The 12,536-nt window shown below is 72.5% G+C and carries 12 protein-coding genes; 3 read left to right on the top strand and 9 right to left on the bottom strand.

The annotated features are described in order from the left end of the window. Window positions 1-52 precede the first annotated feature (52 nt). A complete protein-coding gene (locus tag OM98_RS03050; RefSeq protein WP_010533100.1) occupies window positions 53-1,003 on the bottom strand; it encodes a WYL domain-containing protein in 951 nt (316 codons plus the stop codon). A gap of 139 nt (window positions 1,004-1,142) precedes the next feature. On the opposite strand from OM98_RS03050, the gene OM98_RS03045 reads away from it, so the two are divergent. Both OM98_RS03045 and OM98_RS03040 read left to right on the top strand, forming a co-directional pair. Next, window positions 1,143-1,712 carry a mycothiol transferase gene (locus tag OM98_RS03045; protein ID WP_010533099.1) on the top strand — a complete coding sequence of 190 codons (570 nt, stop codon included), beginning with the start codon at window positions 1,143-1,145 and terminating at the stop codon, window positions 1,710-1,712. 58 nt (window positions 1,713-1,770) lie between these two features. Beyond that, window positions 1,771-2,775, top strand: coding sequence for an L-idonate 5-dehydrogenase (locus tag OM98_RS03040; RefSeq protein WP_010533098.1), 1,005 nt, complete (start codon window positions 1,771-1,773; stop codon window positions 2,773-2,775). A gap of 155 nt (window positions 2,776-2,930) precedes the next feature. Here the strand turns inward: OM98_RS03040 and OM98_RS03035 are convergent, their stop codons facing one another. From OM98_RS03035 to OM98_RS03005, 8 genes are all read right to left on the bottom strand, one after another. Then, window positions 2,931-3,887, bottom strand: a complete 957-nt coding sequence (locus OM98_RS03035) for a PadR family transcriptional regulator (RefSeq protein ID WP_010533097.1) — start codon at window positions 3,885-3,887, stop codon at window positions 2,931-2,933. A gap of 113 nt (window positions 3,888-4,000) precedes the next feature. Then, the gene (locus tag OM98_RS16460; protein WP_425358392.1) at window positions 4,001-4,417 is read right to left on the bottom strand and encodes an MFS transporter; all 417 of its coding nucleotides are present in this window, start codon (window positions 4,415-4,417) and stop codon (window positions 4,001-4,003) included. Further along, window positions 4,375-5,265: an MFS transporter gene (locus tag OM98_RS14420; protein WP_425358391.1), complete on the bottom strand. Its 891-nt coding sequence runs from the start codon at window positions 5,263-5,265 to the stop codon at window positions 4,375-4,377. Before OM98_RS14420 ends, OM98_RS16460 begins: the two co-directional genes overlap by 43 nt. 93 nt (window positions 5,266-5,358) lie before the next feature. Then, on the bottom strand, window positions 5,359-5,853 hold the full coding sequence (locus OM98_RS03025; protein ID WP_245528707.1) for a MarR family winged helix-turn-helix transcriptional regulator: 495 nt from the start codon (window positions 5,851-5,853) through the stop codon (window positions 5,359-5,361). A gap of 160 nt (window positions 5,854-6,013) precedes the next feature. Continuing rightward, entirely contained in the window at window positions 6,014-7,981 is a 1,968-nt protein-coding gene (locus OM98_RS03020; protein WP_010533095.1) for a right-handed parallel beta-helix repeat-containing protein, read from the bottom strand. A gap of 95 nt (window positions 7,982-8,076) precedes the next feature. Further along, the gene (locus OM98_RS03015; protein ID WP_010533094.1) at window positions 8,077-8,901 is read right to left on the bottom strand and encodes a carbohydrate ABC transporter permease; all 825 of its coding nucleotides are present in this window, start codon (window positions 8,899-8,901) and stop codon (window positions 8,077-8,079) included. Window position 8,902: 1 nt separating this feature from the next. Beyond that, window positions 8,903-9,838 carry a carbohydrate ABC transporter permease gene (locus tag OM98_RS03010; RefSeq protein ID WP_010533093.1) on the bottom strand — a complete coding sequence of 312 codons (936 nt, stop codon included), beginning with the start codon at window positions 9,836-9,838 and terminating at the stop codon, window positions 8,903-8,905. Further along, on the bottom strand, window positions 9,838-11,160 hold the full coding sequence (locus OM98_RS03005; RefSeq protein ID WP_010533092.1) for an ABC transporter substrate-binding protein: 1,323 nt from the start codon (window positions 11,158-11,160) through the stop codon (window positions 9,838-9,840). The genes OM98_RS03010 and OM98_RS03005 overlap by 1 nt, the downstream gene beginning before the upstream one ends. A 235-nt stretch (window positions 11,161-11,395) precedes the next feature. On the opposite strand from OM98_RS03005, the gene OM98_RS03000 reads away from it, so the two are divergent. Beyond that, window positions 11,396-12,451, top strand: coding sequence for a LacI family DNA-binding transcriptional regulator (locus OM98_RS03000; RefSeq protein ID WP_010533091.1), 1,056 nt, complete (start codon window positions 11,396-11,398; stop codon window positions 12,449-12,451). The last annotated feature ends 85 nt before the right edge of the window (window positions 12,452-12,536 follow it).

The raw sequence follows: 12,536 nt of genomic DNA, 5'->3' as shown, positions 1-12,536 counted from the left end.
AGGAGGCGGGTGCCCGGTGGGGAACCGGGCCCCGCCTCCGGGCGCGGAGAGCTCAGCCGTCGACGGCGGGACCCGAGGCCTCCGCCCAGGCGCCGATGCCCGCGATCATCTCCGTCAGCTCGGGCGGCTCGATCACCTCGACGGGGTCCCCGAGCCAGGCCAGCCACACCGCCACCCAGCGCAGCTCGTCGCCGCGCGCCCGCAGCAGGCAGGTGTCCGCGCCCTCGGGGTCGACGGTGGCGCTGCGCAGGCCCGCCCGCGCCGCGACCTCCGCGGCGGGGCGACGGATCCGGACGGTGATGCCCCGGTCCGCGCCGCCCAGGGTGATCGCCTCGCGCACGGCCGCTTCGATGTCCGGGGTGGGGCGCGGGGTGAAGCCGAAGGTGGTGGCGTGCGCGTCGTGCATCCGGTCCAGTCGGAAGCTGCGCCAGTCCTCCCGGTCCAGGTCCCAGGCGAAGAGGTACCAGCGTCCTTCGACGGAGAGGATCCGGTAGGGCTCCAGGCGGCGCTCGGCGCGGTAGCCGTCGGCGCGCTCGTGGTCGACCCGCAGCTGTACCCGGTCGCGCACCGCCCCGGCCAGGGTGATCAGCAGCTCTGGCCGGGTGACGGGGCTCGTGCCGGGCACCACCTGCAGCGACTCGGCCAGGGCCATCACCTCGGAGCGGACGGACGGGGGCAGCACCCGGTCCAGCGCGGCGAGCGCCCGCAGCGCTTCTTCGTCCAGGCCGTCGATGCCCGAGGCCGCGGTGAGCCGCAGCCCGATGGCGACGGCCGCCGCCTCCCGCGGGCCCAGCAGCAGCGGCGGCAGCGCCCGGCCCGCCCCGAGCTGGTAGCCCCCGCCGTGCCCGGCGGAGGTCAGCACCGGGTAGCCCATGCCGCGCAGCCGGTCGACGTCGCGCCGCACGGTCCGGTCGGTCACCTCCAGCTCGGCGGCCAGCTCGGGGCCCGTCCAGACGGTGCGGGCCTGCAGCAGTGCCAGCAGGCGGAGGGTCCGGGTCGTCACGTCGCTCATGGCAGGCAGTCTGCCGGGCTTCGCGGACAGGACCTGTCCGCCATCGCCGGAACAGTGGAAATCGACCACCGAGAGCCCCGGCAGTACGGCCCGCAGCGGACCGGCGTCCGGCCCCGACCAGGAGGACATCATGGGATTCCTGACCCCCGACACCACCGATGAGCACGACACCCTGGCCACCTTCGCCCAGCACCAGTTGCAGCAGACGGCCACCACCCTGCACGGCCTCGACGAGGAGCAGATCGCCGCCACCCCCACCGCCTCCGAGCTCAGCGTGGGGGTGCTGGCCAAGCACGTCATCGCCGGGGCCCGCGCCTTCACCGCGCTGATCACGGCCACCGGCGGGGAGCCCCTGCCGCAGGACGCCCCCGAGACCGCCGCCCTGCGCGGGGAGGACCCCTTCGCCCTCGCCGCGGGTGACACCGCCGACTCCCTGACGGCCGAGCTGGAGGCGGTTGCCGATGCCCTCGCGACGGCGATCCGGGGCGCGGACCTCTCCGCCCCCGTGCCGACGCCCGAGGCCGAGTGGTACACCGGGCAGGAGCGCTGGACCGTGCGCTGGCTGGCGCTGCACGCCGTCGAGGAGGCCGCCCGCCACACCGGACACGCCGACATCATCCGCGAGGCCCTCGACGGCGCCGGCGCCTACGAGCTGAACGCCCGCTACGACGGGGAGCCCTGGCCGCCCGAGGAGTGGTGAGGCCCCGGCCCGGCCCTAGAGTGGAGGTCACGAGCACACCGGCGTGAGGAGAGATGCGATGCGGGCCCTGGTCATCCACGGAGCCGAGCAAATCCGGCTCGAGGAGCACCCCATCCCCGAGCCCGGACCGGACGAGGTCCGCCTGCGCGTCCGCTACGTCGGCATCTGCGGCTCCGACCTGCACTACTACTTCGAGGGCGCCAACGGGGAGTTCGCGGTGCGCGAGCCCTTCGTGCCCGGCCACGAGCTCTCCGCCGTCGTGGACCTCGACCCCCGTGGGGAGTTGGCCCCCGGCACCCCGGTGGTCGTGCACCCCGCCCGTTACGGACCCGCGCAGTCGGGCCTTCGGGACCGGCCCCACCTCGCTCCCGGCGGCGACTACCTGGGCAGCGCCGCCGTGATGCCCCACCGGCAGGGCGCCGCGAGCGAGTACCTGCTGGTGGAGCGGCCGATGCTGCGCGTGATCCCCGAGGACCTGCCGCTGGAGCGGGCCGCCCTGGCCGAGCCGCTGGCGGTGTCGATGCACGCGGTCGCGCTCGCCGGGGACCTCACCGGCGCCCGGGTGCTGGTGCTCGGTGCCGGACCCATCGGCCTGCTCGCCGTGGCCGCGCTGCGCGCCCGCGGGGTGGAGCGGATCGTGGTGGGGGACGTGCGCCCCGAGCCGCTGCAGCGCGCGGAGGCCCTCGGTGCGAGCGAGATCCTGCTGGTGGGGGAGATGCCGCCGGAGACCGCCGCCTTCGACGTGGTCTTCGAGTGCTCGAGCGTCCCGGCCTCGCTCACCTCCGCGGTGCGCGCTGTCGCCCCCGCAGGCCTGGTCGTGCAGGTCGGCATCCTCCCGAACCGCGAGATCCCCGTGAACCTCGCCCCGATGCTGGCCAAGGAGGCCACGCTGCTCGGCTCCTGGCGCTTCCACACCGAGATCGACGACGCCGTCGCGCTGCTGGCCGCCGAGCCTGCGCTGGATGCGGTGGTCACGCAGGTGATCGACGTGGCCGAGGCCGAGCAGGCATTTGCGACGGCCCGCGACGCCACCGCCTCCGCCAAGGTGCTCCTCGCCCTCTGAGCGAGCACCATCCGCCCAGGAGGGGACCGGCCACGCCCGTCCGGGCTGCGCGAGGTTTTCGGCGGTCTGCTTCCATGGGCGGAAGCAGGACGCGGAAAAGCTCGGGCCCGCACGACGGGGTGTCGTCCGGGCCCGAGCTCGGGTCGTCGGGGAGGTCAGGGCTCGGGGGTCTGCTCCTCCTCGTCGGTCTCCGGGGTGGTCGGCGCCTGCTCGGCCGCGACCGGGGCGTCGCCGGCGAGGATGCGGTAGACGGAGCGGCGGGCCTCGGCGAGCACCTCGGCCACGGCCGTCATCTGGGCCGCGTCGCCGCCGCGGCCGGCCTCGCGGACGCTGCCGCCGAGGTCGTGCATCGCCGCACGCAGGTCGGGCAGCTCGGCGCCGTCCTGCCCGTCGGCCGCCGCGAAGGGGTCGCTCCAGCCCTCACGATGCTCGGCCACATGGGTGCGGCCCTGCTCGGTGAGCTCGGCGAGCTTGCGCCCGCCCTCCTTCGCGGTGAGCACCAGGCCCTCGTCCTCGAGCTGGGAGAGCGTCGGGTAGATGGCACCGGGGCTCGGCGCCCAGCGGCCGCCGGTGCGGTCGGTGATGGTCTGCATCAGCTGGTAGCCGTGCATCGGCTCCTCGTCCAGCAGCAGCAGGACGGCGATGCGGACGTCGCCGCGGGGACGACGACCGCGTCCGCCCCGGCCCCCACGGCTGCGGGGGCCGCCCTCGGGGCCGAAGCCGCCGCCCGGGCCGAAGCCGCCGCGGGGCCCGCGACCGGGGCCGAAGCCCTCGCCGTCGCGTCCGCCGGGTCCGAAGCCCCCGCGGGGACCGCGGCCTTCGCCGCGTCGGGGCCCTCGTCCGTCGCGTTCGCGGAATGAGGGCTCCTCGCCGTCGTCCCAGGAGCGGGGGCCGCGCGGGCCGTGCTCGCGGGAGTCCTCGCGGCCACGGGGGCCAGCGCTCTCGCGGCCCCGGCCGGAGCCGCGGCCACCTCGGCCACTGCCGCGGCCGCCGCGGGGTCCGCGGCCGGAGTTCTCGAAGGGATCGTCGGTCTCGTCGCGGCGGAAGCGGGACCCGGGGCCGAAGCCCTGGTGGAGATGGGGGAACTGATCGTGATGGTGATGGCGTCGCATGGATGGGCCCTTTCGTTGTACGTATCGTGACAGCATCACGATATATCGCTAACGACAGGATGGCAAGCGACCGATACGCGTGCTCCGGGACACAGCCGGTGTCGCCCGCGGGCTCAGCCCGCGTCGGCGGCGGTCAGGGCCTCGGCCTCGGCCGCCTCGTCGAGGTCCTCGGCAGTGCCCACCTGGGCGAGGTGGCGCCGCCCGAGCAGCAGCATCCCGATCGCCGCCACCAGGGCGGCCGCGGCCAGCAGGTACGGGGCGCCCGCCGTCGTCGCCGCCGCGAGCGGCCCCGCCACGGCCGGGGCGATCGCCCCGCCCAGGAAGCGCACGCCCGAGTAGGCGGAGCTGGCCACACCGCGCGGCAGGTCCGTGGCCTCCATGACCGTCTCCGTGAGCGCGGTGTTCATGATGCCCAGCAGCAGGCCGCCCATGACGATCAGTGCGACCATCAGCGGCAGCGAGTCGACGGCGAGGTCCATCGCCACCATCAGCACCGTGAGCAGGGCGAGCACGCCCAGCAGCGTCGGCACCAGGCCCACCCGGCGGGTGAGCGCGGGCGCCACGAACACCGAGGTGATCGCGAGGGCCAGGCCCCAGCCGAAGAACACCCCGCCGATGCCCATCGCGCCCAGCTCGCCCCGGCAGCGGCCGCCGCGGCCTCGAGCGGGAACGGCGAGTAGGCCAGCAGGGTGAAGAAGGCGACGTTGTAGAAGATCGCCGTCAGCGCGAGGGTGCGCAGCGCCGGATGGCGCAGTGCCCGCAGGGCGGCGAGCGGGCTCACCGGGGCGGGACGCTCCTCCCGGCGCAGCAGCGCCAGGATCGCGATCGCCCCGACGGCCATCAGCACCGCGGTGCCCGCGAAGGGCGCCCGCCAGGAGATGCTGCCCAGCAGCCCGCCGAGCAGCGGGCCGATCGCCATGCCGATCCCGAGTGCCGACTCGTACAGGATGATCGCGCCGCCGGAGGGTCCCGTGGTCGCCCCCACGATCGCGGCCAGCGCCGTGGAGATGAACAGGGCGTTGCCCAGGCCCCAGCCGCCGCGCAGGCCGATGATCGTGCCGACCGAGCCGGCCGTCGCCGCGAGCGCCGCGAAGACCACCACCAGGGCCAGGCCGATCAGCAGGGTGCGCTTGACGCCGACGCGGGAGGCGAACCAGCTGGTGAAGAACATGGCGATCGCGGTGATCAGCAGGTAGCTGGTGAACAGCAGCATCGACTGCGCCTCGGTGGCGTGCAGCTCGGCGCTGATCGCCGGGAGGATCGGGTCGACCAGGCCGATGCCCATGAAGGACACGGTGGCGGCGAAGGCGATGGCCCAGACGGCGCGGGGCTGGTGGAAGGCGTCGCGCAGGGTCGGGGCGGCGTGGGGGCTGGTCATGCGGGGTCCTCCGGGGAGAGGGGATGGGTGATCCCCTCGTCGCGGCGTCCGGGTGGGCGGAGCGGCGAGGGTGGTGCGGCGGGGTCGTGCGACTCAGCCGTCGTGGGTCTCCACGAGCTCGGCGAGGATGCCCGCGGCCCGGTCCAGGATGGCGAGGTCCGCGGCGGGCAGGTCCGCCAGGACGGGGCCGACGCCGGTGGCGAGCTGGGCGCGCCAGGCGCCGAGCTGCGCGCGGCCGGACGCGGTGAGGTCCACCAGGGCGGAGCGGGAGTCGCGGGGGTCCGGGGTGCGGGCCACCAAACCCTCCTGTTCCAGGCGGCGGACGACGTCGGTCGCGGTGGGGCGCGTGACCCGCTCGCGGGCGGCGATCTCGCTGAGGCGCAGCGGGCCGTGGTGCTCGAGGGTCGAGGCGACCCGCCAGGACACCGAGGAGACGCCGACCTCCGCGAGTCGCGCCGCCATCCGCGAGAACTGGCTGGCGCCGAGCGTGAGGCGCTGGGCCAGGCGGGCGGGGTCCGGGGCGTCGGCGGGCGTGGCGGCGCCGGGTGAGGCGGCGTCGTGCGGCGCGGGGTCGGGGCTCGGGGTCACCACCGCAGACTAGTAAGGAATCCGTACTACTGCAACCGGGTCATCGGAGCGGAGCCGTGAGGTGCTTCCGGCAGGCAACGGGGGTGGCGTGCACTTTTGCGCACTGTGCTTCCACCACGGGAAGCACAGCGCGCAAAAGTGAGAGGTCCAGGATCGGGGGTCACCAGATCCGGATCGACACGTCCCCGGGCGTCATCGCCCCGAGCGGCCCGGTGACGGAATCCTCCGTCCGGACCTCGCCGAGCAGGTCGCGGTCGATGCGGATCGGGCTCCCGTCGTCCTCCTCGAAGTCCACCCCGGCGAAGCGCACCGGCGGCAGCTCCTCCCCGGTGAGCACGCCGAAACGGGCCTCGACCAGTGTCGAGGGCACGTCGCTCAGGTCCAGGAACACCTCCTCGCCCTCGACGCGGACGGCCACGCCCGGCAGTGCGTCCAGCCGCACCGGGGACTCCTCGTGCGCGGCGGGGTCGTTGCCCGGGGCGTACACGTTCCCGGCGACCATCACCATCTGCGGCGGGTCGACGAAGCGCTGGTGGTCGTGGGCCGGGTTCTGCGGGATCGAGGCGAGGTAGGCCTCGGGGGAGGCCGGGTGGCCGTCGAACACGGCGAGGCCGTAGCGCGGGGGGACGTGTCCGAAGTAGCCCTCCGCGTCGAAGGAGGGCCGGTCGACGTCGCCGAGGAACAGGTTCCCCAGGTAGCGGTCGTCGCCGGCCATGACCACGGCGTAGCCGGAGACCTGCGTGCTGTGGGGCAGGTGGTACGGGGTGGCGCGGTCGATGACGGGCTCCACCTGCACGGTGCCGCCGATGAGGTTGCCGACGTAGGCACCGCCCTGGGCTCGGTTCTCGATGGCCGCGGGGGAGGCCAGCACGTTGTGGTCCACCACGTAGGGACCGTGGCTGACCTCGATGAACAGGTCCCGGGAGTTGGCGTGGAAGACGTTGCGGGTGATGCGGGTGCCCTGGGTCTGCCAGTCCAGCCACAGCCCCAGCGAGCAGTCGTGGATGTGGTTGTGCTCGATGCGGGTGTCGATCGCGGCGTGCAGCTTGATGCCGGCGATCTCGTGGCCGAAGTACGCCCGACGGGTGCCGACGCGGAAGATGTGGTTGTCGGAGATCTCGGAGAACACGCAGCCCAGGTGGCCGACGATCGCGTTCTGCCCGCAGTCGTGGATGCGGTTGCGGCGGACCACGTGGGAGCCGATGTGCTCGCGGTCCCAGCCGATCTGTCGGGCCGCGAAGACGCTCTCGAGCTGGTACTGGTAGCCGGGCTTGTCGCCGCGCTCGGTGGAGAAGTTGTGGCCGGTGGAGCGCTCCTTGCCGAGGCTGATCGCGGAGCAGGAGACGTCGTGGAGGTGGTTGTCCTCGATGATCCAGCCCTTCGCCCAGTTCGGGCCGAGCATCCCGGGCTGGTCCGCGGTGGGCGGTGCCCAGGGGCTCGCGGTGCGGCACATCTCAAAGCCGCGCACGGTCACGTAGTCCACGTGATGCTCGGTGGGCAGGAAGGCGGAGCGGCGCACGCTGATCTCCATGCGCTCGGTGCTCGGGTCCACGCCCGGCAGCAGCGCGGTGATCGTGGTGGTCTTCTCGTCGACCTCGGCGTGCCAGGGGAAGCGGTGGGACTCGGGCCGGTCCACGGGCGCCATCGTGCCCGTCCAGTCGTCCAGCAGCTCCGTCGGGGCGACATACGAGGTCACGGCGTCGAGGGTCGGGACCTCCACACCCGGCACCTCGCCCACGTAGAGGGCTCCGCAGTTCACCGGGGGGTCGGTCGGCCGCACCAGCCAGTCCCCGACGACGGGCTCGGCGAAGGGGTTCCACTCGCCGAACACGCTGTTCGGGACGACGGCGCGCCAAAGGTCGCCGTCGACCCGGTCCCAGGCGGTGACGGGCTCGGCGCCGGAGATGGTGACGTGCTCCCCGGGGGCGGCCTCGAAGGTGATGCGGCGGGACGCGGAGCGGCCTCCCCGCGCGGGGCGGACCCACTCGCGGTAGGTGCCCTCGTGGACACGGACGGTGTCACCGGGCTCGGCGAGCGCGGCGGCGCGGGAGATGGTGCGCAGCGGGGCGGCCTCGGCGCCGTCGGCGGCATCGCAGCCGGTGGTCGCGACGTGCAGGACGGTGGTCATGGCAGGACCCTTCGGTGGGTGGGGCGGGGGAGGACGGAGGACGGAGGACGCCGTCCTCCGGGGAGGTGGGGCGCCGTCGGCGGCGCCCCACCCGCTCACTTGGAGAAGCCGGCGGTCAGGCCGCTGATCAGCTGGCGACGACCGATGATGTACAGGAACAGGATCGGCAGGGCGGAGAGCATCACCGCGGCGAGCACGGCGGGGATGTTCACCGTGAACTCGCCCTGGTAGGTCCACAGGGACAGCGGCAGCACCCGCACCTCGGAGCTCTGCGTGAGCACCAGGGGGAACAGGAAGCCGTTCCACACCTGCAGGGCGTCGTAGATGCCGACGGTGACGATCGCAGGCTTGGTCAGCGGCAGCACCAGGGAGCGGAACATCTGCCAGTCGGAGGCGCCGTCCACCGTCATCGACTCGTACAGCTCCTTGGGAACGTCCCGCAGGAAGTTCGTCAGGATCAGCACGGTGATCGGGATGGCGAAGGCCACCGAGGGCAGGATCAGCGCCCAGAGGGTGTCGTAGAGGCCCAGCTGCACGATCAGGTAGTAGATCGGGATGATCGTGGCCTGCAGCGGGATCGCGATGCCCATCAGGAACAGCTTCTGGCTGAAGCGGGCCAGGCGGGAGCGGCTGCGCACGATCACATAGCTGGCCAGCAGCGAGGACAGCACCACGGCCACCACGGTGATCACGGTGACGAAGACGCTGTTGCCGAAGTACCGCAGGAAGTCGTTCTGCAGCACATAGGCGAAGGGCTCGAGGGTGAACCGCGAGGGCAGGGACAGCGGGTTCGAGGAGTAGTAGTCCTCGCGGGGGCGCACGCTGGTGATGACGATGTAGTAGATCGGCACCAGGATGACCAGCAGCCACAGGAATCCGAGGATCCCGCCGACGACGTTCGGGGAGCGGTGGTGTCGCATCTCAGGCGCCCTCCATCTGGCTGTCCATCTGGTCCGAGCCCGAGAACTTGTTCAGGGCCAGGGACAGCAGCAGGCCCACCACGATGAGGATCACGGCGATCGCGCTGGCCGGCCCCATCTGGTAGGAGCGGAATCCGGTCAGGTACATGTCCAGCGGCAGGATGCGGGTGGCGTTGCCGGGCCCGCCCCCGGTCAGGATGAACACGAGGTCGAAGTAGGTCAGGGATCCCACCAGCATCAGCGTCGAGCTGGTGACCATCGTGTACTTGATCTGGGGGAGGGTGACGGTGAAGAACTGCCGCACCCGGCCGGCGCCGTCGAGGGTCGCCGCCTCGTACATCGAGGTGGGGATCTGCCGCACCCCCGCCTGGTAGAGCAGGGAATGGAAGGGCACGAACGACCACGAGATGACCATGATGATCGTGTAGAAGGCGAGGTCCGGGGAGCCCAGCCAGTCCTGCTTGAGGAAGTCGGCGCCGAAGGCCCGGGAGAGGCCGAAGTTCGGGTCCAGCAGCGCCTTGAAGGCGATGCCGACAGCGGCGGCGGAGAACAGCAGCGGCAGGAAGTACAGCACCGAGAACAGCTCGCGGTACTTCTGGCGGCCGGCCATGAAGGTGCCCAGCAGGATGCTCAGCGGGAACTGCACCACGAAGCTCAGCAGGGTCATCAGCAGGGTCAGCACCATCGCGTGCCGGGTGACCGGGCTCGCGAACACGGTGCGCCAGGCGTCGAGGCCGGCGAACTGCGGAGTGCCCAGGCCGTCCCAGGCGAAGAACGACAGGGCGACGACCCCCAGCAGCGGCAGCACGGCGAACACCCCGAAGAAGGCGAGGGCGGGCACCAGCAGCCAGTTGCTGGGCCCGGTCGCGCCGGGGCCCCCGCCCCGACGCCGGGCACGCCGCCCGGAGTCAGGGGTGGCGGTGGGCGCGGCCGTCATCAGCCCAGGGTCCCGTTCATGGTGGCCACGAAGTCGGCCGGCTCGATCTCCCCGAGGAAGATCTGGGAGAGGCTGGTGAGCAGCTGCTGCGCCGGGGCGGCCGGGAGGGCCTGGTCCCAGGAGAGCTGGAAGTGCGGGGCCGAGAGCACCATGTCGTAGGCGAAGGAGAGGAAGTCGCCGTCCTCCAGCTCGCCGAGCTCCTCCTCGAGACCCTGCACGGCGGGGATGGCGCCCATGCCGAGGAAGCTCTCGACCATCTCCTCGTTGAGGTTGTACTCGTTGAGGTACTGGATGGCGAGCTGCTGCACCTCCTCGGCGGCGTCGGCGGAGACCGCCCAGAAGTTGGCGGGGTTGCCGACGATGTTCGCGGGGTCGCCGGCGCCGTCCTCCACCGCGGGGAAGTTCATGAAGCCGAGACTGCCGTCGGCGACGAAGTCGGGGGCGTCCTGCTTGAAGGTGCCGTAGACCCAGGAGCCCTGCAGCAGCATGGCGGCCTGGCCGGTGTGGACGAGGGCCGCGTCGGCGCCGGAGTCCGCGGCGACCGAGCCGAAGCCGGAGCCGAAGGCGCCCGCGTCCACCAGCTGCTGGATGTGGTCCAGGGCGCTGGTGACGGCCGGGTCGGACCAGGCCTCGGCCTCCCCGTCGAGCACCTTCTGGAACACGCCCTCGCCGCCGATCCGGTCGGTGAGGTACTGGATGTACATCAGCTCGGGCCAGACGCTCTGCCCGGCCAGCGCGATGGGGGTGACGCCGGCACCGGAGAAGGTCTCCACCGCGCTCATCAGCTCGTCCCAGGTGGTGGGCGGGGTGACGCCGTGCTCCTCGAACAGCGCGGTGTTGTAGTACAGGATCACCGGCTGGGTGTCGTTGTTGGGCACCGCGTACTGGGCGCCGTCCACCTGGCCGACCTGGCCGATCGACTCGATGGTGCGGGAGAGGACGTCGTCCACCTGCCCGGAGAGGTCCACGATCGAGCCGTTGGCGGCGTAGTCGGCGAGGGTTCCGCCGGCCCAGTTGAAGATGAGGGTGGGGGCGTTTCCCGCGCCGATCGCGGTGCGGATCTTCTCCTTGTAGGAGTCGTTGGCGAAGTACTCGACGGCGAACTGATCGTCGGGGTTGTCCTCGTTCCAGGAGTCGAAGGTGAGCTGGTAGGTGTCCTGCTTGGCACCGGTGAGCGCCCAGACGGACAGGCTCGAGGGGGAGCCGGCGCCGCCCGTAGGCTGCGCGCCGCCTCCGCAGGCGCTGAGGGTGACGGCCGCGGGGGCGGCGACGCCGAGGCCCATGAGGCCGAGGAGGGTGGTGCGGCGGGTGATGCGCGTCATTGCTGGTCTCCAGTTCGCCGATCGGCAACAATGCCGAAAAGTTTCGGAACGGTTAGTTCGAGTCGAGCACTAAAACTGCTCACCTCGGCTGGTCAAGCCTGCTGGGGCGACTTCTCTGGCCCGAAAAGTTTCGTAGGATGGCTTCCCTGCTCAGGACCGCAGGCCGGTCCGTCCCGTGATCGAGTCGTTAGCCTGAGCCGGATCGGACGAATCGGCACGACGGAGGGGCGGGGGCATGGCGAAGGTGACGCTGAGCGCGGTCGCAGAGCGGGCCGGGGTCTCCCTCGCGACCGCCTCCAAGGTGATGAACGGCCGCGCCGACGTGAAGGACTCCACCCGCCTCGGTGTGCAGGAGGCGGCGAGACGGCTCGGTTACACCCCCCGGCGCCGTGACCCCGATCCGATCGGCTCCGTGGTCATCGCCTTCGACGCCCTGAACAACCCGTACTCCATCGAGATCCTGCACGGCGCCACCCTCGCCGCCCGTCGCGCGGGCCTCGACCTCGCCGTCACCACCATGGAGGATCCCGCCGGGGACGACGGACCCCCGATCCTCGGCCAGCGCTGGTTCCGCGAGATGGCCGAGCGCGGGCACGCCGCCGTCATCTCGGTCACCGCCCCCGTGGGGCGCGAACAGCTCCGCTGGAGTCGCGACTGCTCCCTGCCGCTGCTGGTCATCGACCCGATCACGGTCGACGCCGGCGATGCGGCGCTCGACGGGCTGGTGCGGATCTCGGCCACCAACTGGGCCGGCGGCCGCGCCGCCACCCAGCACCTCATCGACCTCGGGCACCGGCGGATCGCGATCGCGATGGGCACGGAGGACTCGGCGCCCGTCCGCGAGCGCTTCGACGGCTACCGCAGCGCGCTCGAGCAGGCCGGGATCCCCTTCGACCCGGACCTCGTCGCCGGCAGCCGCTACTCCTTCGAGGAGGGCCTGCGGGCCGGCCGCGCGCTGCTGGAGGAGCTGCCCGCGGGGGTCGAGCCGCCCACGGCCATCTTCGCCACCTCAGACACCATCGCCCTCGGCCTGCTGCGGGTGGCGCACGAGCGAGGCCTGCGGGTGCCGGAGCAGCTCAGCATCATCGGCTTCGACGACACTCTGCTCGCCTCGTGGACGAACCCGCAGCTCACCGTCATCAAGCAGCCGTTGTTCGCGATGGGTCAGGTGGCCGTGGAGAGGGCCCTGGCGCTCGCCCAGGACCCCTCCCGCTTCGCCCTGCCGTTCCAGCTCGAGACGCACCTCGTGCAGCGCGAGTCCACGGCCCCGCCCCCCACCCCGGTGAGGTGACGCGCGGTCGGCGTTGCCGCATGGTTCTCGACGGCTCTCTTCCACCGGTGGAAGGGAGCCGCTGAAAAGCGCGTCCGCGTCGGGG

Origin of the sequence: Brachybacterium squillarum M-6-3 (genome assembly GCF_000225825.1) — a bacterium.
In the GTDB taxonomy this organism is placed as follows: Bacteria; Actinomycetota; Actinomycetes; order Actinomycetales; family Dermabacteraceae; genus Brachybacterium; species Brachybacterium squillarum.
Note: the sequence above shows the minus strand (reverse complement) of the source record. Positions and strands in the feature narration are given on the sequence as shown.

Excerpts from the sequence above, each read along its gene's own strand:
- OM98_RS03045 (WP_010533099.1), top strand. The coding sequence starts at position 1,143 with ATGGGATTCCTGACCCCCGACACCACCGATGAGCACGACACCCTGGCC.
- OM98_RS03040 (WP_010533098.1), top strand. The coding sequence starts at position 1,771 with ATGCGGGCCCTGGTCATCCACGGAGCCGAGCAAATCCGGCTCGAGGAG.
- OM98_RS03035 (WP_010533097.1), bottom strand. The coding sequence starts at position 3,887 with ATGCGACGCCATCACCATCACGATCAGTTCCCCCATCTCCACCAGGGC.
- OM98_RS14420 (WP_425358391.1), bottom strand. The coding sequence starts at position 5,265 with ATGACCAGCCCCCACGCCGCCCCGACCCTGCGCGACGCCTTCCACCAG.
- OM98_RS03020 (WP_010533095.1), bottom strand. The coding sequence starts at position 7,981 with ATGACCACCGTCCTGCACGTCGCGACCACCGGCTGCGATGCCGCCGAC.
- OM98_RS03015 (WP_010533094.1), bottom strand. The coding sequence starts at position 8,901 with ATGCGACACCACCGCTCCCCGAACGTCGTCGGCGGGATCCTCGGATTC.
- OM98_RS03010 (WP_010533093.1), bottom strand. The coding sequence starts at position 9,838 with ATGACGGCCGCGCCCACCGCCACCCCTGACTCCGGGCGGCGTGCCCGG.
- OM98_RS03005 (WP_010533092.1), bottom strand. The coding sequence starts at position 11,160 with ATGACGCGCATCACCCGCCGCACCACCCTCCTCGGCCTCATGGGCCTC.
- OM98_RS03000 (WP_010533091.1), top strand. The coding sequence starts at position 11,396 with ATGGCGAAGGTGACGCTGAGCGCGGTCGCAGAGCGGGCCGGGGTCTCC.